The 25130-nt window shown below is 50.2% G+C and carries 35 protein-coding genes and 1 pseudogene; 1 reads left to right on the top strand and 35 read right to left on the bottom strand.

Annotation, left to right across the window (positions count from 1 at the left end; translation table 11 throughout):
• Nucleotides 1–2: 2 nt before the first annotated feature.
• The 24 genes and pseudogenes from ACTID9_RS01015 to ACTID9_RS00900 form a co-directional block, all read right to left on the bottom strand.
• Nucleotides 3–443: a hypothetical protein gene (locus ACTID9_RS01015; protein WP_441069412.1), complete on the bottom strand. Its 441-nt coding sequence runs from the start codon at nucleotides 441–443 to the stop codon at nucleotides 3–5.
• Nucleotides 440–820, bottom strand: coding sequence for a hypothetical protein (locus ACTID9_RS01010; protein WP_441069410.1), 381 nt, complete (start codon nucleotides 818–820; stop codon nucleotides 440–442). The genes ACTID9_RS01015 and ACTID9_RS01010 overlap by 4 nt, the downstream gene beginning before the upstream one ends.
• Nucleotides 820–1035: a hypothetical protein gene (locus ACTID9_RS01005; protein ID WP_441069408.1), complete on the bottom strand. Its 216-nt coding sequence runs from the start codon at nucleotides 1033–1035 to the stop codon at nucleotides 820–822. Before ACTID9_RS01005 ends, ACTID9_RS01010 begins: the two co-directional genes overlap by 1 nt.
• Nucleotides 1036–1069: 34 nt before the next feature.
• Nucleotides 1070–2122, bottom strand: coding sequence for a phage major capsid protein (locus ACTID9_RS01000; protein WP_441069406.1), 1053 nt, complete (start codon nucleotides 2120–2122; stop codon nucleotides 1070–1072).
• A gap of 19 nt (nucleotides 2123–2141) precedes the next feature.
• The gene (locus ACTID9_RS00995; RefSeq protein WP_441069404.1) at nucleotides 2142–2495 is read right to left on the bottom strand and encodes a hypothetical protein; all 354 of its coding nucleotides are present in this window, start codon (nucleotides 2493–2495) and stop codon (nucleotides 2142–2144) included.
• 14 nt (nucleotides 2496–2509) lie between these two features.
• Nucleotides 2510–3640 carry a hypothetical protein gene (locus tag ACTID9_RS00990; protein WP_441069402.1) on the bottom strand — a complete coding sequence of 377 codons (1131 nt, stop codon included), beginning with the start codon at nucleotides 3638–3640 and terminating at the stop codon, nucleotides 2510–2512.
• Nucleotides 3582–5786, bottom strand: coding sequence for a hypothetical protein (locus ACTID9_RS00985; protein WP_441069400.1), 2205 nt, complete (start codon nucleotides 5784–5786; stop codon nucleotides 3582–3584). Before ACTID9_RS00985 ends, ACTID9_RS00990 begins: the two co-directional genes overlap by 59 nt.
• A 208-nt stretch (nucleotides 5787–5994) precedes the next feature.
• Nucleotides 5995–7410 carry a DEAD/DEAH box helicase family protein gene (locus ACTID9_RS00980; RefSeq protein ID WP_441069398.1) on the bottom strand — a complete coding sequence of 472 codons (1416 nt, stop codon included), beginning with the start codon at nucleotides 7408–7410 and terminating at the stop codon, nucleotides 5995–5997.
• A complete protein-coding gene (locus ACTID9_RS00975) occupies nucleotides 7403–8248 on the bottom strand; it encodes a phage terminase small subunit-related protein (protein WP_441069396.1) in 846 nt (281 codons plus the stop codon). Before ACTID9_RS00975 ends, ACTID9_RS00980 begins: the two co-directional genes overlap by 8 nt.
• Nucleotides 8249–8878: 630 nt before the next feature.
• Nucleotides 8879–9517, bottom strand: coding sequence for a hypothetical protein (locus tag ACTID9_RS00970; protein ID WP_441069394.1), 639 nt, complete (start codon nucleotides 9515–9517; stop codon nucleotides 8879–8881).
• Between the two features lie 107 nt (nucleotides 9518–9624).
• On the bottom strand, nucleotides 9625–9756 hold the full coding sequence (locus ACTID9_RS00965; protein ID WP_441069391.1) for a hypothetical protein: 132 nt from the start codon (nucleotides 9754–9756) through the stop codon (nucleotides 9625–9627).
• 12 nt (nucleotides 9757–9768) lie between these two features.
• Nucleotides 9769–10026, bottom strand: a complete 258-nt coding sequence (locus tag ACTID9_RS00960) for a hypothetical protein (protein WP_441069389.1) — start codon at nucleotides 10024–10026, stop codon at nucleotides 9769–9771.
• 14 nt (nucleotides 10027–10040) lie between these two features.
• On the bottom strand, nucleotides 10041–10409 hold the full coding sequence (locus ACTID9_RS00955; protein WP_441069387.1) for a hypothetical protein: 369 nt from the start codon (nucleotides 10407–10409) through the stop codon (nucleotides 10041–10043).
• Between the two features lie 88 nt (nucleotides 10410–10497).
• Complete coding sequence (locus ACTID9_RS00950; protein WP_441069385.1) at nucleotides 10498–10650, bottom strand: hypothetical protein; 153 nt, start codon at nucleotides 10648–10650, stop codon at nucleotides 10498–10500.
• 38 nt (nucleotides 10651–10688) lie between these two features.
• The gene (locus ACTID9_RS00945; protein ID WP_441069383.1) at nucleotides 10689–11198 is read right to left on the bottom strand and encodes a YopX family protein; all 510 of its coding nucleotides are present in this window, start codon (nucleotides 11196–11198) and stop codon (nucleotides 10689–10691) included.
• A complete protein-coding gene (locus ACTID9_RS00940; protein ID WP_441069381.1) occupies nucleotides 11195–12253 on the bottom strand; it encodes a phage Gp37/Gp68 family protein in 1059 nt (352 codons plus the stop codon). The genes ACTID9_RS00945 and ACTID9_RS00940 overlap by 4 nt, the downstream gene beginning before the upstream one ends.
• A gap of 14 nt (nucleotides 12254–12267) precedes the next feature.
• Complete coding sequence (locus tag ACTID9_RS00935) at nucleotides 12268–12573, bottom strand: hypothetical protein (RefSeq protein ID WP_441069379.1); 306 nt, start codon at nucleotides 12571–12573, stop codon at nucleotides 12268–12270.
• Nucleotides 12570–12884, bottom strand: a complete 315-nt coding sequence (locus ACTID9_RS00930) for a hypothetical protein (protein WP_441069378.1) — start codon at nucleotides 12882–12884, stop codon at nucleotides 12570–12572. Before ACTID9_RS00930 ends, ACTID9_RS00935 begins: the two co-directional genes overlap by 4 nt.
• A gap of 28 nt (nucleotides 12885–12912) precedes the next feature.
• Nucleotides 12913–13302 (bottom strand): hypothetical protein, encoded by a 390-nt coding sequence (locus ACTID9_RS00925; RefSeq protein WP_441069376.1) that lies wholly within the window; start codon nucleotides 13300–13302, stop codon nucleotides 12913–12915.
• A gap of 29 nt (nucleotides 13303–13331) precedes the next feature.
• Complete coding sequence (locus ACTID9_RS00920) at nucleotides 13332–13565, bottom strand: hypothetical protein (RefSeq protein WP_441069374.1); 234 nt, start codon at nucleotides 13563–13565, stop codon at nucleotides 13332–13334.
• A 507-nt stretch (nucleotides 13566–14072) separates the two neighbouring features.
• On the bottom strand, nucleotides 14073–14894 hold the full coding sequence (locus ACTID9_RS00915; protein ID WP_441069372.1) for a DNA adenine methylase: 822 nt from the start codon (nucleotides 14892–14894) through the stop codon (nucleotides 14073–14075).
• 37 nt (nucleotides 14895–14931) lie between these two features.
• Nucleotides 14932–16614, bottom strand: a complete 1683-nt coding sequence (locus tag ACTID9_RS00910; protein ID WP_441072348.1) for a DNA cytosine methyltransferase — start codon at nucleotides 16612–16614, stop codon at nucleotides 14932–14934.
• A gap of 55 nt (nucleotides 16615–16669) precedes the next feature.
• Entirely contained in the window at nucleotides 16670–17227 is a 558-nt protein-coding gene (locus tag ACTID9_RS00905; protein ID WP_441069370.1) for a hypothetical protein, read from the bottom strand.
• Nucleotides 17228–17266: 39 nt separating this feature from the next.
• Nucleotides 17267–17775: pseudogene (locus ACTID9_RS00900) on the bottom strand (tyrosine-type recombinase/integrase).
• A 96-nt stretch (nucleotides 17776–17871) separates the two neighbouring features.
• Here ACTID9_RS00900 and ACTID9_RS00895 point away from each other — a divergent pair.
• Nucleotides 17872–18072 carry a hypothetical protein gene (locus tag ACTID9_RS00895; protein ID WP_441069368.1) on the top strand — a complete coding sequence of 67 codons (201 nt, stop codon included), beginning with the start codon at nucleotides 17872–17874 and terminating at the stop codon, nucleotides 18070–18072.
• 1 nt (nucleotide 18073) lies between these two features.
• Here the strand turns inward: ACTID9_RS00895 and ACTID9_RS00890 are convergent, their stop codons facing one another.
• Genes ACTID9_RS00890 through ACTID9_RS00840 form a run of 11 tightly spaced genes read right to left on the bottom strand, consistent with a single transcriptional unit; the run spans nucleotide 18074 to nucleotide 25080 of the window.
• Nucleotides 18074–18229, bottom strand: a complete 156-nt coding sequence (locus ACTID9_RS00890) for a hypothetical protein (protein ID WP_441069366.1) — start codon at nucleotides 18227–18229, stop codon at nucleotides 18074–18076.
• On the bottom strand, nucleotides 18226–18432 hold the full coding sequence (locus ACTID9_RS00885; RefSeq protein WP_441069364.1) for a hypothetical protein: 207 nt from the start codon (nucleotides 18430–18432) through the stop codon (nucleotides 18226–18228). The genes ACTID9_RS00890 and ACTID9_RS00885 overlap by 4 nt, the downstream gene beginning before the upstream one ends.
• Nucleotides 18433–18486: 54 nt before the next feature.
• Entirely contained in the window at nucleotides 18487–19017 is a 531-nt protein-coding gene (locus ACTID9_RS00880) for a Holliday junction resolvase RecU (RefSeq protein WP_441069362.1), read from the bottom strand.
• A 13-nt stretch (nucleotides 19018–19030) separates the two neighbouring features.
• Entirely contained in the window at nucleotides 19031–19183 is a 153-nt protein-coding gene (locus ACTID9_RS00875) for a hypothetical protein (RefSeq protein WP_441069360.1), read from the bottom strand.
• Between the two features lie 13 nt (nucleotides 19184–19196).
• Nucleotides 19197–19979, bottom strand: a complete 783-nt coding sequence (locus ACTID9_RS00870) for a phage antirepressor (protein ID WP_441069358.1) — start codon at nucleotides 19977–19979, stop codon at nucleotides 19197–19199.
• Nucleotides 19980–19991: 12 nt separating this feature from the next.
• Nucleotides 19992–20855 carry a helix-turn-helix domain-containing protein gene (locus tag ACTID9_RS00865; RefSeq protein ID WP_441069356.1) on the bottom strand — a complete coding sequence of 288 codons (864 nt, stop codon included), beginning with the start codon at nucleotides 20853–20855 and terminating at the stop codon, nucleotides 19992–19994.
• Between the two features lie 4 nt (nucleotides 20856–20859).
• Nucleotides 20860–21213, bottom strand: coding sequence for an HNH endonuclease (locus ACTID9_RS00860; RefSeq protein WP_441072346.1), 354 nt, complete (start codon nucleotides 21211–21213; stop codon nucleotides 20860–20862).
• Nucleotides 21197–21382 (bottom strand): hypothetical protein, encoded by a 186-nt coding sequence (locus ACTID9_RS00855; RefSeq protein ID WP_441069354.1) that lies wholly within the window; start codon nucleotides 21380–21382, stop codon nucleotides 21197–21199. Before ACTID9_RS00855 ends, ACTID9_RS00860 begins: the two co-directional genes overlap by 17 nt.
• A 3-nt stretch (nucleotides 21383–21385) precedes the next feature.
• The gene (locus ACTID9_RS00850) at nucleotides 21386–22093 is read right to left on the bottom strand and encodes an MBL fold metallo-hydrolase (RefSeq protein WP_441069352.1); all 708 of its coding nucleotides are present in this window, start codon (nucleotides 22091–22093) and stop codon (nucleotides 21386–21388) included.
• The gene (locus ACTID9_RS00845; RefSeq protein ID WP_441069350.1) at nucleotides 22093–23094 is read right to left on the bottom strand and encodes a recombinational DNA repair protein (RecE pathway); all 1002 of its coding nucleotides are present in this window, start codon (nucleotides 23092–23094) and stop codon (nucleotides 22093–22095) included. Before ACTID9_RS00845 ends, ACTID9_RS00850 begins: the two co-directional genes overlap by 1 nt.
• The gene (locus ACTID9_RS00840; RefSeq protein WP_441069348.1) at nucleotides 23095–25080 is read right to left on the bottom strand and encodes an AAA family ATPase; all 1986 of its coding nucleotides are present in this window, start codon (nucleotides 25078–25080) and stop codon (nucleotides 23095–23097) included.
• Nucleotides 25081–25130: the final 50 nt, after the last annotated feature.

Here is a 25130-nt window from a genome sequence, read left to right as displayed (position 1 = left end):
GATCATACCCTCCTTACTAACGTCAACCAGACACCAATTTCGTTTCCGACGTACACCGGTGTCGGGTTATGAATGTGCCACACGCCATTCCACTTCAGCTGTTTTGCCCCCTCCGGAAGTTCCGGCGCGATCAGAAGATGATCGTCAAACGCAGCTGGTCCCAGCTTGTCGATGTAATGACTGTACTGCGGGATTTCTCTCCGGGATGTGGCCGTATATGGCAGCACGAATGCGAATGTATCGATCGTTTCAGCTCCGGTTGTCAGATAACCATTGTCGTTACATAGTGGAGCCGTAGGATTCGATTCATGCCAACCGGCATCCGGCTGCTGAAAGTCGCTCGACCAACACGGGCAGCGGGTTGGCTCCACATCTGAAATGAATGTGACCACCTGTCCGCGCTTTCGGGCCTGCTTCATGAGGTTCTTCGTGACCTTGTTCATCCATCAACACCGCCCAAGTACACAATCACCGGAATCTCAGGCTTCAGCCATGTCTTCAGCTTTGCCCAGCCGTTAGCGACCAGTTCATTGCCGCGTTTGGCGATCTTATCCGGATCAGGCCCGAGTTTCAGGACGCTGATGTCGAGCGTGCCGTCCAATGCATTCTCGCCAGCAGCCGCCAGAAGAAACTCACCTGCGCAAATCTCTTCGGCAGCGATCGGCAGCACCACGGCAAGAGCAGGGTCTGCATCAGGCGCAACTGCAAGCCTTTGGTCGATGATGACGCTCTGCTGCTCAATAATGGTGCTGAGCCGCTCGTCATCGTCGGTGCCCACCATGGCAAAGCGTGTTTTTATCGCATCGACGGTGCAGTACATTACTGCTCACCGGCTTCTTCTTCAGCTGCCCTTTGCTTTCGACTCGGCTTCTTCTCTTCTGGCTCCACTTCTTTCAGATGCCCCATGCGGATTTTTGTGTCGATGAACCAGTCGCGTGCGGCTTCCACATTCTGCCCAGATGGAAACTCTTGTTTCGTTTCAGGGTGAATGTACAGGCGGTTATCAGCTGTTGGTGTCACGAGAACTTTTTCCATGCAAATTCGCTCCTTTCAAATCACTTGGATTGGATTACGCGCCAACGTTCAGCACTTTACGAGATTCTGGATCAAGGACTTCGAACCCACCCGAATAGGTAATTGCGCTGCGTTCAATCTGTGTGTCAATCAGTTTGTCATACTCGATTCGCAATGGATTTGCGATGATGCGGTTCAATGCGAAACGAGTGTCGATACCGACGATCTTCTTGTCTGGCACCTTATCGCAGCGCATCGGCAGTCCACCGAGAATCTTCTGCGCCTCACCGGTTGCAGCGAACTGGAAGCCGAGCAGCGCATTGTTGAACTGCTCCAATGTCACGGTATCGGTGTACAACTCTTCCGGCATCAGGAAAATGTTCGGCATGTATCCGTCTTTAAACTTGCCCTTGAACTTCACGAATGGTTTGTACGCCATCGTGTTCGCTGTTCCGCCGAGAGAAGAGATTGCGAACGTGTCCGCACCGCTCACACCGCCGTCGCCGTTCATCAGCACCTGGATTGCCACGGCCACTTCGCTAAGAGCGAGACGATAACCGAATCGCTGGAGTTGCAGTAGATACACGTTCAGACGCTGATTTTTGATGGCCTCATACGTTCCTTCCAGCATGCGACCGTACTTGAATACGGTGATTTCTTTATCCCCAAGCGTGATTTTGGTCTTCGGCAAAGGACCACCTTGTGCGACTCGACGCAGTTCCTGATCTTCTGCAACATCTTCCCAAACAAGCGTTTTGTACGTATCACTTGTATTGAGATTCGTCGTAGTCGCCACAAGTTGATTGATGATGTTGTTTTCTTCCAGCCCCTTGCGAATGCCGGTTTCAACAACAGCAGGGAACAGCAAAAGGTTGTCAGTCCCCGTCTCAAAAAACTTACTGACCTTGTCTGAGTTTTGACCGAATGTTTTGATACCGCGTGCGGCGAGTTGCCGCTGCAGTGCAGTTGTATTCTCAAATGGTGTACCCTTGTATTCGACCGTCGGGTCCTCTTTCTCCAACACATCGTTCAGGTACAGGTTTTTCACCTGCGCCTCTTGGTACATTCCCTTTTCGATCTCGACCTTTTTCAGTTCTTTCTTTGCCATACTACCATCCCCTTTCTGATTACAGTTCAATTTCTACAGTCGTTGCCGTTGAATCTACTACCGAAACGAACCCGCGACCATTTACTGCGGTCCCAGCAGGTTTCACTTTTCCGGTGCCATCTACGACCACTCGTTGCCCAACTGCTACAGCTCCGGAATAGGATGCCTTCACGTTGCCAAAGCACTCCACGCGGCATGTTCCATCCTTTTCGACGCGGCCAAGCACACCGACAAACGTGGCTCCATCAGTCCCAAGCCCTACTTCGTTGTTACCCGTCATAGCGACCGCCTTGCCGACGTCCGTAACCGTCAGATTCGTCTTGAACGTGCGCGACCGCGCAAACACTTCTTGATTGCTTACTCCACCCAACATGTCTTATGCCTCCCCTATACCTGGTAATCTTTCAGGTTGATTTCTGCTACTGCCTTGGCGTCACCGTCGCCATCCGCGCCTTTTGTCTGCGGAGTTGGCGGGAACTTTTCGTTCACGCGCCGCTCGTAGTCTTTCTTGACATCCAGCAGCGAGTTGATGTCAGTAACACCCTTCATAATGATCTCCAACGATTTCGTGCTCTCGCCAAGCAAACCGCCAAGGCGAACAATCTCGTTTCGGGTTTCCTCGAAAAACTTCTGACCAGCAACTGCCATCGCAGCATCTGGCGCGCCTTTCAACTGCTCCTGTGCTGCCTTCAGATCGGTTTCCGCTTGCTCCTTCGCTGCCTTGACAGTAGCCAGCTCTGCTTCTACCCCTTTGGCAGCATCAGCTTTCTCTTTCCACTCATTTACAATAGAAAGAGCGTGGTCATCATCTTTGACTTCCACGCTCAGTGATTTTAGATATTCCAGCAACCCTTTCACTTGTCCATCTCCTCCCAAGTTTTTCAGTTTTTCATCATCCAACTTCTCACGGTAGCCCTTCTCTACCCCGGCGCGCGGCTGGGCGGGCACAGCGACAAAGCTCCACTCATACCACTCTTTCACGCCGACGATCCAAGTGAAGCACTTCTGGCCGTCGTAATCACGCCCGCGTAAATGGGTGCAGTCGCTGCGGTAATAGCTCTGCTTGCACACGGAGCATTGTAGATCGGTGTATGCAAACCCGACACTGACTTCTTTCAGAATGCCGGCATCAATCGCATCGATGATCGGCTGTGTTTTTTCGTTGATTGGCATGTAAGCCCAGGCAATCAGTTCATATTGAGCATCATCGACTGATTCACGAACTTCTGCTTTGTACGTTCGTGCCGTCTGGCCGAGCGCGCTCCATGAGTGGTCAAAGATTCCGGTTACACCCTTTGCCATCGTCGTCATCTGATCAAGCGCTTCTTTCGTGAAACGGTCCATATCACGATCAAGTCGAGTATCGCAGCAGAGCACCGGAAAAACATAAAGCTCATCCGCTTTAAACTCTCGCCTGGTCATGCTGTTTATAATGGCAAGATCACTTTCTGACACCGATTTAACCGCTGCGCCCACAATGCCCTTCATGTTGATACTTTTGCGAAAGATATCTTTCATTTCTTTGTTTCACCCCCTCTCTACTTTTCGACGATCTGTCAAACCTGATTAAGTTGCCGGCCTGCCGTGCTTCATCCGCTGTATCCACCGTCACCGCCATTTTCCGGCAGCGACAATGCGGGTGCGTGTCCTTCACGGTTCGCGGAGATTCGCTCAGCGGAAAGATTTTATTTGCGTACTGCCGGCACTTTGAACACGCGTCAGGTGCGATGATCCACTTCACGAAAAGAATCTCTTGAGCCTGGTATTCTTCCTCCGCAGCCTGGTCAAACATCATGGCTGCTTCCGATCGTGCTAACCTCCGCCAATACCAGCGCGGTTCGTCCAATTGCTCACCGAGTTCACGCTGAAGCGATACTGACCATCGCTCCGGATTGTCGCCAACCGTGGCGTGTCGCTCCATGACATCGATGCAGGCTTCTCTGATCTCTGCCGCTCGGGTGGTGACCAGTTGCATGCCATCAGTCCGAATTGACCGTACATAAGCTGCGTTGAAGTCGAATGTGCTCTGAACGGTCGCCGTGTCATTAATAGCCCGACGAATATCCTCGACCGCCGCTTCAAATCCTGCGGTACCGGCAGCCAGCAGTAATTGATCGTATAGAGACGTGTTCGTGGCTGTCTGGCCTACCAAAGAGTTGATGAAGTTCTGCAGTTCTTCCTCAACAGCCTGCCTGATCTCTTCCGGATCGATATTTTTACGCCCTACTGACTTGGTTGCTCGTTCCTCCATAAGACGAAACAGCCGTTCTCGGATAAGTTTCAGCTTTTGTATCGTCTTACGCTCGAACGTTGCTGCAATTTGCTCTATCTTCTTGGCATCACGCTCCTTTTGCGGCAATCGCTCCGGGTCCAAGTCAGAGTCTCCATCCTTTTGCAGTCGAGCTTTCGTTCTTGCCTGCCGCTTCCCTTTTGCCCGCTGCTCGTCAACGATTTGCTGAGCTATGTCCGATTCAATATAGCCCTGTTCCTCCAGATCACGAGCCAGCATGATGTTCTGTAGGCGCTGGTTCTCAGCGCGGGCATGGGTCAGTTCGGCATTCGCGATCCCCTCGATATCTTGCAGTGATGCCTCTGCCCACTCGATCTCGTAGTCAACCGGGTAGCCATGGAATCGGCACCACCATTCCACCACCTGCTCAATGGCCGGCTGGATCATTTCGCGCCAATCATCGATCAAAGAAGTGAGGATATCCGACTGCGCCTTTGTCATTGACTCGCGGGATGACCAAGAAAACCCGAACACGAATGGCGGAAGCCCTGTTTTGGCAACGATCTGCTCCAGGATGGTACGAACCGGTACCTCCATCTCCAACTGCTCTGCATCAGCACCGATGACGGACACTTTCACGTTTGTACCGATAAAGTCCTGAACCTTGCCCTTTCGAGTTTTTTTCATGGCTTCTGTCCAAGATTTTTTGGTCATCTCAATGAATTGCTTCGCGGCATCCGAGTTCACTCCGTCAGGCAGGTTGATATCGACGTTATATTTCAAATCGCCAAATCGCTCCCAGTTTTGTCCGGTGGCGTGGAAGATACGCGCCAAGATGTCCGTCAAAAAAGGCAACCCCGTCAGTAATCCACGCCCGTACGGATTTTTTGGGCTTGCCTCGTATGCAGAGTAAACAATCCACTCCGGTATTGGGTATGGCACAGGCTCTGGCTCCAATGGCTGACGTTCAGCGAGAACCAATTCTGTTGGGTCAGGTGTTTCTTTAACACTCACGATTTCGCCATCGATCGGTATCAAAGCGTAAATGTCAGTCTTGCCACGGACAGGTAGAATTTCTGCGGCGCTGTATCCGTTCTGAATCAAAGCGTCAGTATACTGTGATACGAACGTGGCGAACCCTCTTCCGGTCTTGCCGATCTTCACCTGCTTTCGCCAGTTATCCCATTCCTTTTGCCGTCTCGAATTCTTAGCCCCCACCCGTACAACAGGCACACCAATCAGTCGGCGTAGATTTTGGATACCGACATCAAGCACCGGGAGAGCCTCGCGCATCTGTTTGTAGAGCGCTACGTTCACCTGGTTTGGAACATACTGAGCAAACGCTGTAAACGGGTGTGACGTACCGCTACGTGTTTGGAATCCGGCATGCGGCGCCGCTTTATTCCGCCGAAATAAGCTGTTCCAAAAACCCAAAAAACTCACCTCCTCTCGATCAAAGAAAATTGAAGGAAACTGGAGCAATCGGGAGATTGTTAAAAACGCCCGAAATCGCCATTTTGTCCTCATAGGGAGGACATTTAGCATATGATCACAGATGCGCAATCGCCGAAAACGGCTGAATTTGCCCAAATTTGGACTTTTGAATTGAAGGTTACATAATGCTTATTATCGGGACTCAATTTTATCGTTCTGTTGAGCCAGCGTAGAAGAAGAAACCAGGCTTCTTGATCTCTGCAAACGCCAAAACGACCGCATCTGCCCGGTCGGGTGATTGCAGGCCACGTTTTTTCATATCCTCTTTCCGCTCCAACACCAGCCTGCCTCGGCTGGTCATTTTGTACTTGCGTGTGGTCAGCTGACTGATCAGCTTTTCATCGTATGGGAGTTCCACAACCGATTTTTTCCCTTGTATATGCTCGGAGAAGTTTTCCTCCAAGATATCACGTAGAGCGGCCCACAACTCGGTGCCCAAGTTCTCATAGTGCTCATTGTCCGTTGCCTTGCTGCCATTTCGAACCGGTATGATTTCGAACGGCAAACCATCGGCCTTTACGACTTCATTGAGCCGATCTGTTACCCCACCACCAACGCCATCGTCGTCAATCTTAACGACTACTTTGGTTATTTGCGGCCTTTCCTTCATCATCGTCTTGCCGATGCTCAAGACCCATCCAGCAGTAACCATGGTGTCTTGTTTTGTGTACGTTGAAAGAGGAAAACCCTTATTGCCGATTCGCGGTGCTATGACTGTCTCGTCATCACCAAAGCGCGCTACGTCAACACCCAAGTGCAGAACTTCTCCGGTTTCTTCCACTTTTGAATCCTTTGCCAATTCCACCACTTCAAGTGCAATGAAGGTGTCCGCCTCTTTCTTGGGGAACTCGCCTTCAACTCGTACTCGCCAGACATCGGAATCACGCCTGTATTTCCTCTCAAGCATCGCAATGTTCTCTTTGCTCGTGCGCTTGCTGGATAGGCTGGATACCTTGTGGGTTTTGTAGTCAGCCCGATCTTTATTGTGGCTGTCGTAAAAAACACCACTTGTGCGTGTGGGGTTTCCACACATGAGCAGCTTGTTTTCTGGACCAGAGAGTGTACCAAGAATGGCCTCCATGATGTTGTCAGCAATACCGGATGCCTCATCCGCGATAAAAAGCATGTAGTCCTCATGAAAACCCTGCATGTTCTCGGGACGCGTCGCGGTTTTTGCAGTAGCGAACCACCGCCCGCTATACCCTTTCATATAGACCTTCGTTTTGGTCCACTCAAGCAGCCTGCTGACTTTTGAAGATGAAAGCCACTTATCAACCTCAGCCCACAGTACATCGAACAACTGCTGCCTAGTTGGAGCTGTGCAGATTACTTTTGGAAACGGTCGGCAGCATAGAAACCAGATGATTGTCCACGACTCCAGCGCTGTTTTCCCTACTCCCTGTCCAGATCGAACAGAAACGAGTCGGCTGCGAGCTAGATCGGTCAACACTTCTCGTTGCCAATCATCAGGCTCTACTCCAAGCATGTCTTCCACGAAAGCGACCGGGTCGTCCCAGTAGAGTTCCACCAGGTCTACTACCACGCTGTATGGCTTCTTACTCATCGGTAGTCTGCCTCATTTCCCTGCGCCGAGCTGCCACTGCCTGAATGCTGCTGACCCAATCTTCAACAGTCTCCTGCTCTTCGTCATCGTTTTCACTAAGCTGACGTTCCTCCAGCTCCAGTTTTCGACGATCTTTTTCATCCATGATGCCTAGGACTTGCCGTTGCATCTTTTGAAGCTTCTCCATTGCAGCTACCGTATTCAGTAGCTTGGCTTCATTCAATGCGTCTAGGACTTCAACCTCGACCTTTTCATCAAACTCACCAGGACCATAGCCAGTACGTATCTTCTCGACGTACTTGAAAAACTGCTTCTCATCACCAAGGGCTTCCTCGATCACAGCGAGCAGCTTCTCTGAAACACGGAGATGTCTGGCGGTTGCTTTTGCAATATCGGTGCTGATTAGCTCCGCTGTTTTTTCAGTGGTTTTCTGTAGGACAGTGGTACGATGACGGTCACGTTTGGCCGTCCAATCATTCCTCGCAGCATATTCCTTCACGGTTTGGATTGGAATACTGAACTTCTCGGATAGGCTTTTGAGAGTGCATGGTTTTCTTCGGATGTCGGTAACGTATTCCTTTTCGATCTCAAGCCATGAAATATCATCAGCATTACGTTCCGTTCCATTGGAGCGTTCCTTTAGTTTCGGAACGTTCCGCGCGTTTAATTGGAACGTTCCGTTGAGTTGACCTTCCCAATCATCTTTGTTTTTCCAACCTCTGACCGTTCCCTCTGAAATACCTAGCTTATCAGCGATCTCTTTCAGCTTGATATTTCCACCATACTGCTTCCAAATCTCAAAAGCTTTTTCACGACTTGGATCTCTAGCCCGCGCCATTACATATCACCCACCTCCATGAAAAAAAGCACCATAATGGTGCTTTTCTACAATCCAACTTTATCGTGATAATTAACAATCATTGCTGGTAGCCCAAATTTGACGAAAATATAAAAGCAGCCAATGATTGATAGACTAATGCAAAACGATAACGCTCTCCCCCTTAACCTGAACATGAATCGTAACAGCATCATAATTATTACGAGGGGGATGACGAAATAAATCAGTAGTGTCTCAGCTATGGCTGCTGCTCCTGCTTGCATTATATGTTGCATAAATTCTAACGGATTGCTTTGCATTCAACTTCCCCCATCACCATTATCTACCAAACATTTTGCAAGATGGAGTCAGATTTTGTCTACTAGAATTTCCCCACTTTCTCCGGCAGGGGCCTCCGCCGTGATCTGACCCTTTGCCGCTACTGTCCCGGTATAGGAGGTGGCGCAACTCGATCAAGCATTTGCCCTTGCTTGTCTCGTAAATGGCGTTGCACTTAGGGAGGGACAGAGTAAAAGCCACCCGGTCGCCCGAGTGGCTCGTTTCATATTGCTTGGCTCCATTGTAACGCACGTCGACCGAATGGTGCTCAAAACGTAAGGACTGTAAAGTTTTGTCTAAAGTGTCAACCTTTCAAGCAGCTTCATCACTACCATACATCAGCCATGCCATCTTGATGATGACAGATCGCTTTATCTCGTAGTAGCGTTGTCGACTTACTCCAATCTGTCGTGCAATGAAATTATTTTTTTCTCCGTCCATGATCGCGTCCAGAACCGTCTTTTCCTTCTCATCCGTGATACCTTCAGAAGCGCGATCTATACGCTCTACAGCCTCCTGCAGCTTCGCTAGGCGCTTCCACTTTCTTTCCCTTCTCACTACCTCAGCATGAGTCTTATCGCCGTTTTTGCCCTTACCTTTAGGCTGAGTGGCATCAATGCCGTATGCGCCAACTGTGCCCTCTCCAGCATCCTCCAAGTAGCCCTGCAACCGATCTATTTCACGCATCATGAAGTGATAGTCCCTGATCTCTTCCTCCGTCCGTTGCAGCCACTCCATTGCCGGTTCCAAATCCGTGAATGCGAGCTGCCCATCGTGTTCTTTTAACCCTTGCTGACTGACTATGAACTTGTCCCACTCCGGGCAGTCTTCGACGTTACCGACATGTAGGTTATGGACGTTGCATGTGCTCTTTTTGCCCCAGCATGTTGCTGGACACTTCTCGCACACCTTTTCGATCAGCGTGCTTTTCTCTATGGTTTTGTCGCTCATCTTCCTTCTCCCCCAGTCCGGTTACCCGTGGTATAATATGGTTGCCAAACACATATTCGGGCTCCCGGACGGGGGCTTTTCTTTTTCACTTGAAATATTAAGTAAAATCAGCGCCGCTTGATCACTTGCACCGGTTTGTCGATGAATAATGTCAGCGGGCCGAGGCACACCATCACAACGTTGCTGCCGAATGCTACGCCCCACAAAAGGCAGTTTCTCCAGTCAAACGACTTGGTCATCTGGCTCGCTCCTTATTCGCTCCAGCAAATGACCGCCGGTTTCTCGTAAACGAAATCCTTGCCCAAGAACTCGCCAAAGGTCATTTCCTGGTAGCCGCTCTCCGTTTCAAACTTGCCCGCTCTTTCCGCAGAAACTTCTTCCACATCGTTGATCGATTCGTGGAAATCTGCTTCAACGTGGGAGTTGTGCAATTCCAACGCTTCTTCTTTCGTCTGCGCGACAATGTATGTCGGGTAGTCCTCACCTACCTGAAAAATTTTGAATTCCATGCCGATCACTCCTCCTATACCAAAGCTTCCGCTCCGTATTTTTCATACAGCTGCTTGAGCGCTTGCCGCTCGCGCTGTTCTTGTTCCTGTGCATATTTCTCAGCCGCCGCTATCCTTTGTCGTTCCTTTTCATCCTTCCACCGCTGGAGATCGTCCTTTCCGATTACTCCCTTTTCAGCAAGTTCCTCAATGATCCAAGAGTTATTGCTGATGTACATGTGAGCACGTCTTTCATTGAACACATGCGTTTCGTCCTCATTTTGTTGGATAATCATGATCCCGCCGTCCATCGTTGCGATCGTGATTGCTTCCACGTATTGACCTGCATGAATGAACCCGACCTGTTTGCCTACCAACGCCTGTGCATCATCAATGTAATACATCCAGCTTCCTCCTCATCACAATTTTTCTTGACAAAGGTCACTACAACCAAATTCATCAAAAACCGAGAATTTTACAACCAATCTCACTTCAGTCGTTCAACCCGCGAGAAACCGGACTCACCAGGACAACCTCGTGGAAAATCCCGCTTTCTTCGTATGCGAATCGGCCTGCCTCATACGCTTCCTCTGGAGTGTCGAACGTCTCCACCAATAAACCGTCAATTTTGATACCGTATCTCATGTTTCTGTGCCCCTTTCCACAATTTCTCTTTTGTAAAATCACCTACTAGCTCGGCATTGATCGCAATGATGATATGGACTATCCGCTGGCAATTCAACCAGTCCGCACTTGCTGCACCAATCGCCTCCATGCTCCAGCAGATCAGGGTTCTCATACCGGTTGCCAATTATCTCAAGGTTCATATTGGCGTTCAATCCTGAGTTTCCATCTATACAGAACCGGCACCACTGAGGCACCCATTCAACAACAGTCGCCTCCAGATTGTATTCTGGCTCTGACGAGTGCCTGAACTTGACGATGTCCGCCTCGTATATCTCTCTGCCGCTCCTGTCGCTTAGGCCAGAGAATTGCCCTATGCTGTTGGGATTCACCTCGTGCATGACTAGCATTTTACCGATATGACCAATGACTGTTACGGAGTTGCCATGCGGTGCGATGTATGCTTTTCCGTTCTTTTGGATCAAGTCGCCGTACACCCATTTCCCGTTTAGCTCACCATCCGCTATGCATTTTCCCCGAAACTTGATCTCACGTCCTGCTTGCATCATTGATCGCCTCCATTCGGAAATTCGTTCCACTCTCTGCCGTCCAGCAATCGCCCAGCTCGATCCTTTCCTACCCTGCATACCGATGTGTCAGGATCAAAATTGTGCCAGGGCTTACCTTTGATGCCAGCCGTGTTGCAAAGCAGCTCGTGTGCTGGAAGCCATTCGCCCCACTGCTTGAAGAAGAACGGCACATTCCATCTCTGGCATTGATCCCGCAGGCTCGCCAGCCAATCGGGGTGAACCGGCCTCGCTTTCGGACCAGATTCTCCACCTGCTATTACCCAATCGATTCCATGAATCAATGGCGGTTCGATCGGCTGACCCATGCATCCACACATGTATCCGTTGCAGCACCACAAGTCTTTTTCTGGACCGTACAGGCTCTCAGGCCATTCCAGATCAACCCGCCCTAACAACGGCTCGCAGCTCAGGAACCGAACTGCTGCCGGCGTTTGAAGCAGCAGCGGAATCCGCTCGTCCGCTGCTTTTTGGTTCTCAACGCTTGTCCCGAGCCAGACATTCGGAAGTGGCCACGCTTCCAGCCTTTCAGGAACACCAGGCAGATTTGTTGCTTTTCCGGGGCCGTGTATAAGTCCAGCTGCCAGGCTACAATCACCTTTGCCGAACTGTTCGTATAGAAGCATGGCAGTCTGTCCAATGGTTTCATCTCGGTCAGGCATGTTCATGTACTCTTGCATGCGCTCTGGACGCTTGGTGAGAATCTGAAAGGTATGTTGAGGCGCTAGCGCAATTGCTGCGAACACCTTGTCGATGAAGTCAAATGGCACACTCGCATGGAATAAGTCGGCCATGCTGTTAACGAATACCCGCCGCGGCTTCTTCCATTTCAATGGCTGAATCAGCCGATCAGGAAAAAACTGAATCTCGCTGAAAGGCTTTGCGTACTGCTGCGGTAGCTTCTTACCCTCCATGTACGCCTTATGCCGCATGTCATGAAGTGCAAAAGCGTAGCAATTGCGGCAACCTTCCGATACTTTGGTGCAGCCTGTAACCGGGTTCCAAACAGCGTCCGTCCATTCGATTGCTGTTCCCATCCCTTTCCCCTCCATCACGCCACTTTCTCACGATTCAAAGCAACATACTGCTTCCACTTCTCTACGTTCAATCCATACAACTCTTCAAATTCCTGCCCGACTTTCTTGAAGAACTTTCTAATCTCAGTTGTATAGTCAAGCTCGTCCCATTCCTGCTCGTACCACCAAGGACGAAACTCAGTGACATACTTGCGGTCAAAGACCTTGCCCATCGTTTCTTTCACGCAACGTTCATGTTTGGCTGGCAATGGGGAGAAGTCACCGCTATTGATCTGACGAGCGACAATCTTCAAAATCTTGTTCCGTTGACGTTTTTTCATGCCATGCCCTCCCGCAACTCAACGATTGAATCTTCGCCATATTCGAAGATGATGTTGCATTCGTCCGGTTCCAAAAATTCATGTTCTTCCTTACCGTATAGGCAATATTGCAGCAAAAGTGGTTTCAGTTTCCGCAAATCAATCCTGATTGTGGATGGTTCAGGTGTGTTGTCATCAATCCATCCGCCTTCATCCACTGTCGTCGAACTGCTGATGTGTTGTACGATCGCGTTAAGGGCTGCTTCATTCTCTTCCAACTTCTTCAGTGCATTGTATCCAAGCGTAACAGTTGCTCCGCTCAAATCTGTCATTATCTCCATCCCCTTCTCAAAAGTAATGTTATGTCAAACTACCCTCAGCCTCGAAAAATCCCGGTTCATTTTTATGCTCATCACATGCTTGTACAGCAGTCGCGATTTCTGTCCCGCCTTCTGGATTTCTTGCAAACACAAAGCCTTCTGTAGTTGCTTCCCTCTCGCAATTTACATAACAGCATTTCCTCATTTGGGACCCTCCCGTTTTACAAATCGTGTGTCTTGTTAAGTGTCCGTTAGCATCCATATCGAATCTTGGCCTGTCCTCTTCGTATTGCAGCAGTTCACGCAATCGTTCATTTTCCGCTTCCAGTTCCTCGATTCGCTTCGCTGCATAAGCGTGAATAGGATCACTCGACAGTTTCAGTAAGTCAACGATCCGCGCATTCATGGTTGGATATGTCTTTGCTTCCATTGCCTATGTCCTCCTCGCTTACCGATGTGTTAAACCACCTCTTTCGCCCAGGTTGCAAATGCCTGTAGGGTAATCTCGCTTTCCCGTCCCTTGTCACCATACTTTCCCTCGGTACAGACGAATCGGACCAACGTTTCTTCTCGGTCTGTGAACCGGTAATGTCCGTTGTAAATGTCCAGCACCTTCCGAACAGTCCGATAACGACTGCCTACAGGATGACCGTTTGAATAAACTTGTCCAACCACGATGTCCGTTTTACGCATGCTACTACCTCCGCTCACTGACCGGCTGCTTGTACAAGCTTTGCCATTGTCTCCACATCTTTTTTTGATCCGCTCTATCGCTCTTGCTCACTAACGATTATGATAAACTTCTGCCTTTATCCGATTTCGATCAAACGCCATTCTTTGCCGTTTCTGCTCAAATGATCGCAATACTTTTCGGCTCGGCAGGATGAGTGGAAAGATTTTGTTTTAACAAACCATCCGGAGCAACTTTTCTTTTTCTTGTCGATGCAGACTAAAAACATGCCCTTTTCCTCCTATACATTGTGGTAAATCAAGTTTGAAACTCGTACCCAGGCGTTACCTTCTCAGCTTCTTCCTTTGTCTTAAAGGTGAGTGTCCGTTCTCCAGTCCGACCGTAGCAGTCATATTCGACCGTTACTTCCCACCAAACGACCCCTACATCTGTGTACTGATCGTTGTACCTTGGCTCTCTTAGCACTTTGGTTACAACAGCGTCAACAAGATTCATTCGTCCTCCCCCAATCAAAGATCATCGATCGTCATCTGGCCGTCATCGAAGTTCATGAGCAGCAATTCCTCTGCGATGTTATTGCTGCCATTGACCACCTGACGGGCAGATGTAAATGTCTCTCGCCGCCAGTTTGGGTAAAGTTCGTCCAAAAGTGGATGGTCGTAGTACGAGATAATCGCCTTACCCTGAATGTTGTTCAGGATCTCTGCCAGATCACGATGCATCCTTTCCGGTTCCTCTCTGTCCGCTTCTGTCAGCGCGTAATACTTTTCTCGACCGATGTACGGAGGGTCAACGTAAAACAGTGTCGTTGGCGAATCAAACACCCTCACAATCTCCCTGAAGTCACGGTTATCGATCATGACCGTCTTCATCCGTTCGGCAAACGCCTCGATTGCCTGGCAAGCTGATTGGTAAGTCCGGGCAGTGTTATGCTCCCTGCCGTGTCTCCAACCGGTGTCAGTGGAGAAAACGGAGTCGGAGTTTCCTTTCGCGATACCTGATCTGTTCACATAGAAGAATCTCACTGCCCGTTCAAAATCGTCTGCCGGCGGTTCCTCTCGCTTCCACTTCTCGTAAAGCATGCGACTGTATGGCAATGACTCGCATGCTGCCCGCAGACGTTTTGGTTCGTTTCTGGCCACCAATAAGAAGTTGACCACTTCGCCGTCGATGTCATTGTAAACTTCAATGGTTATGGGAGGCTTTTGGGCAATCACATGCGCTGCACCGCCGAACAGTTCAACGTAGCAGGCGTGCGGTGGCATTTTGCTGATGATGTGATGCGCAACCTTGCACTTTCCCCCGAACCAAATAAGTGGTGATCTTGCCACCGTTTTCACCCCCCACTTTTACTTTCTGAGCAATATGTTAAATTGACAGTGCCAGCTGCCCGACCGGCTGCTCTTTGTATCGTTCGAACACGGCCACGTTACCGGCTCCCGCGCAATGCTCTGGCAGGTTCGCCCGTACCAGTGCTTCTGCGAATGGTGGAGGCACTGAGTTCCCGCAGCGCGCGACCTGAGCTGATTTTGGATATGCTTTGCCGTCTGCATCACGATCGATGATGTAATTGCTTGGGAAGCCCTGAGATGCAAACAACTCGTGTGGCTCGAGCATGCGCATACCGATGTCAACGATTTGATATTCAGTCCCCTCGATCGTCACCAATCCGAACCGGCCCTTTGTTGTGACCGTATGCAGCGGCACGCCTAGTTGCTGGCCGTTGTCTGCACTGCCGTAATATTTGAGTAGGAAAGCTCGAACCTCTCCGACGTGTAGCCCGCCTGCAGTAATTGTCGGCATAGGTTCTGTAACCGGTTGCCCGTCCTGGCACGTTCCACGCAGTTTGATCAAGTGAGATGTGACAAGGGCGCTTTTTCCACCGCCACCGGCCGTGATGGTCCCCGCTGGCACATCGGCGGTATGCCCGACAGATTGCCCAAACTGTCGAGAAAGAAAAGCTGTGACCATTCCCATCGCGTGAGCTGCTCCTGCCGGCCGTTTGCTTCCTGCGCCGGAGGTTATTGTGTGCAATGGCTCCGTAACATCATGACCTGTCGCTCCGGTACGAAATTTTGTGATATGTGGCACTGCGAGTACCGCTTCCGCTACCGCGAACTTGTTCCCGCCTTCCGTTACTGTTCCAACAGGTTTCTCAAGGTCGAGAACGCGCGGCTCCTGCCCCGGTCGCTCGCCATAACCCATCTGAATAAGCGCTGGACTGATCAACATATGGTGGTCGCCTGTCGTGGCGGTCCGTAGAGGTTCGTTCGCTGTGATGGTTTGCAATGGTTCGTCAACCTCTTGCCCGCGAAACTGCTCCCCCTGATGATTCACCTTGATAATGAATGGGTTAGGATTGTCGATTACAAATCGCTGGATGCCGCGTGCGATCCGGCGCAGCGTGTTCTCTGCCAGTGGCTTTTTTCGCTTGAAAATGCTCGGGCACGGAAGAGTCCAGTCAATAATCTCGGCTGCCGTCCGCCACGGCTTCAATCTCCCATGCTTTACTTCTACACTGTTTGGATCTCCGTGGGTCGGCTCCGGCCATACAATTGGGCGACCATCGCGGCGTGCAATCAGAAAGAACCGTTTCCGAATCGTCGGCGCGCCGTAATCGCAGGCCCGCAGCTCCCTCCAGTCGACCTGGTATCCTTGCCTCCGCAGCGCATTGACGAATGCGTTGAATTCTCGGCCCTTGTTTTTCGGATCCGGCGTACCATCCTTGAGCAGAGGCCCCCACGTTTTAAATTCCTCTACGTTTTCTAGCATTATCACACGCGGCTTTACTGTGGCAGCCCATCGAACGGCCACCCATGCTAGCCCCCTGATGCTTTTTTCCTTTGGCTTCCCGCCCTTGGCCTTGGAAAAGTGCTTGCAATCCGGACTGAGCCAGCACAGCCCCACCGGCCGTCCCTGCGTTACCTCGCGTGGATCAACGTCCCAGACCGACTCGCAATAATGCACTGTTTCTGGGTGATTTGCCAGATGCATTGCGATCGCTGCCGGATCGTGGTTGATTGCTATATCAACGCTGCGGCCAATTGCCATCTCAACTCCAACGCTGGCCCCGCCTCCGCCGGCGAAATTATCGACAAAGATTTCTCTATCCACCTGCACTCTGATGTTCACCGCCTTTGTTGAAAGATAACTTCTTTCCACTATTCAGATATACACGATTCCAATCTCCGTACTTCACACGAACGTTACGTGCCCCGATCCGTCCAATATCGGCATGAGACATTACTGGTTGCGTAGCAGCTCTTTCGAAATCCCAACCATGCCTCATCACTCTAGCATGCAAGGTGTGGTAGGCAATCCCGTTTTGTTCAGCGAGTTGTATGATTTTGCGCGGTATTTTTCGAATCTTCTCTGTAGCTTCTGCTGCTGCAGCTCGCCTATCCTGTAGCGGTTCTGTTGCTGCCCTTTCCATACCCCATCCGTGATTGTTCACTCGGTTCATAAACGTGCTGTACCCAATACCATTCCGCTTGGCAATCTCGACCCATTTGCGCCTGTCCGTTAGCTTTCGCAGGGGTGTCTGGATCGCTTTATCCTTCGGCCAGCCTAGTAACCGTACGCGACGATTCAAGTTCTCTGAATCAACGCCATTTTTCGCCGCTTCTGCGTATTCGTCGGGTGTGATGTAGAAGTAATGACTCATCTTTCATCCCCCTGTTTTACATAATTGAGATTGTGAAAATCATAGGTTGAATCCGTTTACCGCCGCATCCATCATGTCTTGGTTCATGCCGATGTACCGGAGAGTAATCGCCGGCGCGCTGTGATTAAAAATCATCTGGAGAGTCGCCAGGTCCTTTGTACGCTGATAAAAGTGATACCCGAACGTTTTGCGTAAGGTATGTGTCCCGATATTCGACAAGCCCGCTTGCCTAGCAGCTCCGTTTATGATTTGATAGGCTCGCACTCTGGAAATCGGCTTCTTAAACTGCCCTGAGGCAAAAAGATATTCCGTCGCAGCCTTATGCTTGGTGTATTTGTTGATTGCTTTTTGCAACTTGTCGTTTAGCAAGAACTGCTTGCGCTTTCCTGTCTTTTTCTCGGTGATCAGCAAATGCGTCTTGCCTTTCACATCGCATACACGCAACGGCAATATGTCCGATATGCGCAGCCCGGTATTGATCCCAAAAGTGAACAGAAGGCGTCCCGTTTCGACTGCTTTTTCAGAAGCTTTTTCATTCGTTTCAGCATTTTTACATCTCGGATCGGTTCTACATAATTAACTGAGGCCACCTCTTTTTTTGTCCCAAAGCTGTGTGCTAGCCTGTGGACAAGGAGTGTGATCACATGAGTGCTAAGTCGTTTTATGTTCTGATCGAATGGAAACAATCTTCATCTCAGCGCGCCGCGCTTGACGCTATGGAAATCCCCTACATCGTCGAGATTATCAACGGCCAGGTTTCTCTCGTCTTTCCCGATTTGCCCGTCAGACAATTTGCAAGGCTTCAAGAGCTGTTCGGCGAGCCCGGAAGGCGTTACCCCCGATAGGTTACTTCCTGCCGTTCCAGCTTGGCAGTCCACCACCGACCTTGTAGTTGTTGATGAACGAATTGGTGGTGGAGTTGCTGATCTGCTGCCGTACCTCTCGCTTGATGATGCAGCCACGGCGCCACGGATGATCCGGTTTCGGTTTCACTACAGTCATGGCCTTCCCGCCTTCTTTTTGCGTCTATAAAAGCCTTCAAGCGTAAATTTGGACTCGTCTTTCTCGGGCTTCGGCAAGCTCTCCATCCATGCTTTTTCTTCTGGCGTCATTGGACGGGTAATGCACTCGCTTGCGTATGAAACCGCCAATTCTGGCCGTGTTTTTTCTTTGTTCTCACGGCTCGTCGGTTTGTGATAGCTCATCTTCCTCACTCTCCCGCGCGCTGGTTCCGAATATTAGCTACAGCCCCGTTCACGTTAGGCTGCCTCCCCGATTAGTTTGTCCACCCATACTAAATAGTCGAGAACAGCTCTTTTTGTCTGAGGGACAAGATAGGCGTAATATTCAAAATCATCTTTGGGGATACTTTTGCGGCCACCGCTTTGTGCATGGAGCATGTATTGCCGAACTGTTGCTAACGGAAGGAAAAACACCTCCTGGGTTACAGCGAACTCGATCAGGAAGAAGCAAATTCCGCCCTGCTTTTCAGCGTTTTCAAGATACTCAATTTGATGCCGTTCGATGTTCTTTAGCGGAAAACTCGTTTGCTCTCGCGTGCTTTTTGCTTCAAAGAAGATTGCTCGTCCTTTGTAAATGCCATCGTAATCAACCGTAGACTTCTGATCATATGCAGCCAGTACATGGAACCCCTGTTGCCGAATGGGCTTCAATGGAGTTGGCCGTTTGTTAATCAGCGCGACACCGGCATTGTTGTATTGCTTATTTGTGAAGTTCAGTAGGCCTTCAAAAGCTTGTCCACGGTTTGCCTGACTTGATTTCCGCCTCATGCCTTCTCCTCCCTTACGCTGATCGCCGTGGGTTCCGTTGCATTTCATACCGCGCCCATTCATCCTGCAGCTCCTCGATACTCGCTTCCTCTACTGGCTTACCGCAGGCCACCGTGATTCCACGGCGGAGTAGCTTGTCCACCAATACCGCTTTCAGTAGCTTCATCCTGTTTCTCCTCCTATGCCGTTTGTTTCGTATCTTTGAACTTGTTCACGAAATACATCTGCCCCTTAGCAGTTACCTTTGTTGTCTTTGTCACACGTACGCTACCGTCTGGGTTATTGATCGTCCTTGTTCTGATCTCAAACAGCCCGAGATCCATTGCGCGCTGTGTCGGCATGTTGTAATACTCACCTTTGCGCCCGAGATACCCTTGCTCCCGCAGGTGGGCGAACAAGCGGTTTTGACCGATGTCGATTCCGTTTTGCTTCAGGATTTTTGCCAACTCACCGATCAGGATGCTCGTGTTCGACGTCTCCAGAGCCTCAGCAAAGATCACTTTGGGGCGATCCAGTTCAATACGTCTTTCTGCAGCAATCCGCTTGTCCCGCTCTTCTTTGAGTTTGGACACAACATCCAGCAGCAGGTCTGGATTGTCGAGCAACTCGTCTTTGGCGTACATACCGTGCTTGCGGATCGACGGAATGACTTCATGGGTGATCCAGCGCTTGAAGGCTTTCGCTTCCGGCTTCCGACTCTTCATCACCAAGCTGTAGAGACCAGGTTCGTTAACAACCGCCATCTCCTGCGGTCCTCCAGGGGTATTGACAATGGCAATCCCCTTTTCGTCTGGATCGAGACCGCTGTCAGGACGATCGGCTCGACCATTGATTGCCAGGCTCACGTTATCTAATCCAAGTGGTTCGCACACATCTTTTGCCACGAACCACGGCTCACCGTCTCTGACTACCACCCGCACATGCCTTTCCCGAAAATTGAATACATTCTGAAGTTCTTGCATATGTTACCCTCCTCACTTAGCTTGCTGCCTTGCCCGCATTGCATCCAAGTAGCGTTTTAATTCTGGATCGTCCAGAACAGTTTTCCGAGATGTCGCTGTGTTTGGTTCGGTTTTTTCTTGTTCGCGTTGCAACTGCCGCTGCACAGAGGCTGGTAGCTTGTCCGAAAGCAGACGAACATTCCCCTTCTTCCACGACCCACGCGTTTTCTGAGTTTGTAGCTGTTCAAAGGTGTTTATTTTCTCCTTGTTCCAGCCGTTAAGAATTGATATTGCATATGCAACGCTTTTCTTTTCCGACCTACGTAGCGCTTCTTTAACCAACTCGACATCCATCAAGCCGACGAATGCTGTTAGTTCGTCCAGTTGGTAGGCACCTTTGCAGGAAATGCCTAGCTGGTTGATCAACGACAAAAGATCATCAGATTCAGACGATATATAATTATTTGTTTCGTTTCCTCTTGTATTGTTTTGTTTATTTAATGCGGAAGGATTGCAGGAAACGCTATCGGAAACAGTGCAGGAAAGAAAGTCGGAAGCACTGTCGGCATTTATTGCTGACACGGTTTTGTTGTCGGAAAGTTTGTCGGAAATAATTGCTGACAGACTTTCGATTTTGTATGTTGCCGACTTATTGCCTTTCCTTGATAAAAAATCAATGTACCCTTTTTGTTTCAACTCATTTCGAGCGTTGGTGATGGTTCTTTCTGATAGTCCAGTTTTAACGCACAACACCGATACAGCCACCGCAAACGTATCTATCCATCCAGCCTTATTGTTTATTTGCATTAGCGCATGCCACAAAGCAATTGCAGATGTCGATAGTGGGTTTGTTTCGAGCCGATCATAGAATGCGTTAATTTCTCTTATGTAGTTCATGCCATCACCACCAAGGGCTATCGCCATAGATTTTTTGGAGATATTCTTCGAACGCTTGTCGACCGGCGCGTGTGTTATGTGCCTTCCAGTGGCAAGTCCCTGTTTGCGTTGCGGGCCCGCATGCCAAGGCGAGATTGTGAGCCTCTCCTGAGCCACCTGCGCTGCGCGGAATGATGTGGTGTACTTCTAGCGTCCAAACCTCATTCTCGTTCTTTTGGCAAAGCGCGCATCGTCCTCTGTCCCGTTTCCATACTTCATCGTATGCAGCACGCGAGATTCTACCGCGTTCCTTTTGCTTCTTCACACGCCGCTTATGATTTGGCTTCGGAACAGCCCGAACCTCATTGAACAAGCCCATTTTCATCACCAACCCTTTTGGCCAGAACCCTGTAGTTATTGATCTTGATTGGTTTCCACGCCGGAAAATTGTGCGCCATATACGCCTTTGCAAACCGTTTTAATATTTCCGGGTTTTCAAATGTGCGGTATAGGTCAGGCAGCGGAAACCATTCGGTATGTTTACTCATGGCTTACCTCTTTGCGATCCAGACCGGTTTCCCTGTGAGTTCTTGAATTTCCCGTTTAAACACTTCTTCATCGCTGTTGCTATCGCTAAGATGAAGCAGCCAAACCTCTTGTACGCTGGATAGATCATTAGCGCGGAGAAAGTCTTTGACGTTCTCAAGACTGAAGTGTGATCGCAGAAGACGTTTTTTCATGACGGCCGGAACGCGTCCAGATGCGATATTCTGATCCAGAATTTGCACGCTGTAGTTACACTCGACCATGATGTGCGTTAATCCCGAAAACTTGTACCGGCAGTAATAGCTGTCCGTGATGAACACCAGCTTCTCGCCTTCCTGATTAGCCATCAAGAACCCCAGCGGTTCGGACACGTCGTGCTCCACATCGAACGGGAGGATAGTCCATGTACCAATTTTGAACTGCTGTTTGGCCCTCGCCAGCTTTGCGCGGTGGCTGGATAGCCCCAGAGCATCTAGCGTGCCCTGGGACGCATACACGTCTACCCCAGCCTTTACGATGTCCGTCACCGCCTTACAATGGTCACCGTGCTCGTGGCTGATAAGGCAACCTGCGATATTCGTCGTTTGGAAGTTCAATGCTCTTTGAATGTCTTTGTAGCGGATACCCGCCTCCAGCAACAAGGCGGTGTATCCATCGGTTATGTGATAGGCGTTTCCGGCGCTACTGGAGCCGAGTGGTCTGATCTCGATCATCAGAAGCCAGGCCCTTCGGCAGGTTGAGCAGCAAAGAGATCAGGTTGTTGATCTTCGTGCACCCTCGACGATGTATTCTCGACGACCGTTACTTCCGATTCGATGTCGATCACTTCTTTGTTGGCGTTCTCCCGGATTTCCTGAGCTACTTCCGCTGCCGCATACTCCGTTTCGAGTTGTTTCAGGCGCAAGTAGTCATCGTCGATCTTTTGGCTGTCGATGGTGATATCACTATAGGCAGCGCGGTAAACGGTTTTCCAGCACATTTTTTCGTACCAGCCCTCGACCTGTTCCTTGCCTACCTTTTGCCCATTTTCCCACTTATCTTTTTGGCCGCCCCAAAACTCCGGACTTGCGTGGTCTGGCTTGCGCTTCAAGATATCCTTGAGGCTCATCACGACCAGCTTGTTCTTTTGAGGTTTTTGTGTGTACTGGTGATAGTAAAAGCCACCGACGATCTCTCCGCGATCAAATGGATTAGTGACCTCAAACTCGTATCCTTCGCACTCGTTCCTCCAATCTTTTTTAATTGGCCGAAACTTGTCTGTGGAGTAGACCAACTCGACAATCACGTTATCAGGTACGTCTAGGCCGTACTTTGTCGCCTTGAGTTCGATACCGCGATACCCTTCGATAAAGGCGATGTCATACTTGTTCGTATTGTTGTTCTTGAAGGGGATCAGGTTTATGTGGTTCGGCTGAGCCGGGTCAAATCCAACTCTAGCCATAGCCACGACATCGCGGGCTAACTTCTCCATGTTCACATTGGGCCAAGTGACTGGCATTGGATCGCGATATTTTTCTGCTTTTTTCAAACGTTTCTCTTCGGTTGTTCTCAAAACAGCATCCAGCGCGATGAAATAGTTTTGAGCAAGGCGCTTTTGGAAGTCGGTTAAGGCAATAACTCCAACGCTTGCGCTAAACTCGGAAACAACCTTATTCATGAAGCGCTCGGACTGCGTCAGTTCTCTTTGTGCTACTGCGTTTGTTTGGTCAGTCATCTACACCGCCTCCTTCATGTCCCGATTTGACGTTTCGACCCGCAACTGCTTGTCCTTTTCGCTGACGATGAGGCGAATTTGCTGACCGGCTGTCTGGATGAGGCTCGTCACGGCCTCTGCGTTGTCGATAAAGATTGGCGCTGTGATGCCGTAGTGTTCGGATAGCGTGTTAATGATGTCCAGACCGACGTTGATCCGCGCTGCGTTGTTCAAGCCGCCAGAGTATGGGACGCCGTTGTATGTCGTCTCGCACACTTCCGCCAGTCCACCGTTGATCTGTTGCTCGAAGAGCTTGAAGCGAGCAAACTGGAATCGGCTGTTGATCTTTTCGTCCAGAAGATTGACCTTGGTACGGATAAACTCTTCGGTGAGGAACAACTCTTGTTCAAGCCGCTCGTACTCTGCGGCCAGCTCTCTTTCGCGTGTCGCCAGCTCCGCGATACGTTGTTCAGCTGCGTGCACCTGGGCAAACTTCGCTTTCTCCCGCTCTAAGGTTTGGACTTGTGCTTTCATGGTAGCGATTTCTTCCCGGACCTTCGCCGCGGCTTCCTGTACAGATGCGCGGAGTTGGTCAATCTCCTGTTGGATGACCACAGCTTCCTGCTTCTTCTGGACGTACTGCGGATCGCTTTCCACGTCTTTGATGCCTGTTTGCAGGTCAGTCAATTCGGATTCGGCGGATTGGATTTCCTTTTCTTTCACAGCGGCTTGTTGTTCCAAAGCCGCTATCGCATCAGCCAGCACGGCATTTTCTTGCTCCAACCGCTTTGCTTCCTCCGCCGCGGCTTTTCCTTTTGCTGTGATCTGTTCCAACCGCTCTGCCTTCCGGCGGTTGAAATCAGCCTGTGCCTTCTGATGAGCAGCTTGGAGTTGTTCCTCTGGCAGCGCCTGGCCGCACGTTGGGCAGTTCGTATCGTGATGATGCTCAAACGTTTCGCTGTTGACTTCATGCCATTGCTGGCGCAGTCGACTTGCTTCCTCCTGCGTAGCAATGATACGTTGGTTATTCCGGTCGACAGACCAGCGTTTGTCGCTGATTTGCCGCTGGATGTCGTCGTGCTGACCTCTTAGGGTTGATACCACTTGCCGCTTGGCCGCTACTTGCTCCAGTGTGCCGGATTGCAGTTGGTTTTTAATCTCCAGCAGTTCGCCTTCGATTTCCCGCAACCGCTTCTCCTTGACCGCTACCTCGCCGCCGGAACGGATGCGGAACGTCTCGGCCTCTTTACTGTCGATCCGCTCTTTCAAGGCGTCGATCTCCAGTTGCAACGCTGCTTCATCTAGTCCGTCCGTGTCCGGCATCGACTTCTGGACCTCGTCAATCCGTACCGGGATCTTGTCCAGCTCCTTGTTGATCTCCGCCCGGCGCGCCGCGATGACTTTCCGGTGGTCTTCGAGGCTGCGGCCGTTTAAGATAGCCGACAACTTCGCCAACGCTTGGTTTGCGGCGATAACCTCGTCGTCGGATACGTACCCGCATACTTGCAGCAAGAGTTTGCGCCGATCTTGCCACTTCAACTGCTCGTTGAAATACGTTGGGCTTGTGAGGAGTTTGAACACATCCTCGCTGACGATCTGGTCTACACGGGACTTGTACTCGTTCATCTTCACGGGCACACCATCAACAAAGTAGTCCGTCGTATGCCCCGAGAATTCGTCGGTCGCCGAACCGCGCTTCTTCGTCCACTTTTCCGAGTACACTTTGCGCAATGTTGTTTTGCAGCCATCGATCAATAGTGTTGCTTCCACCTCATGATCCAACCCGTGAAGCACACATCCGTGCGAGTTCAGCGTCTTGATCTGAAAGTCTTTCTTGTTCTGGCTGTCCTTGTCGAACAAAAGCCAAGTGAAGGCATCGAATAAAGTCGTCTTTCCGACAGCGTTATCGCCAAACACCCGAACACTGTCACCGTTAGCTTCTAACGTAAAATTACGGATGCCCTTGAAGTTTTGTAGGACCAATTTAATCAAGGAAATTCGTTTCACACTGGTTCCTCCTACTTGTTTTTTGGAGGCGAACACGCTACGCTAGATTT

The sequence above is a fragment of the Brevibacillus fluminis genome (assembly GCF_052072235.1).
In the GTDB taxonomy this organism is placed as follows: Bacteria; Bacillota; Bacilli; order Brevibacillales; family Brevibacillaceae; genus Brevibacillus_D; species Brevibacillus_D fluminis_A.
Note: the sequence above shows the minus strand (reverse complement) of the source record. Positions and strands in the feature narration are given on the sequence as shown.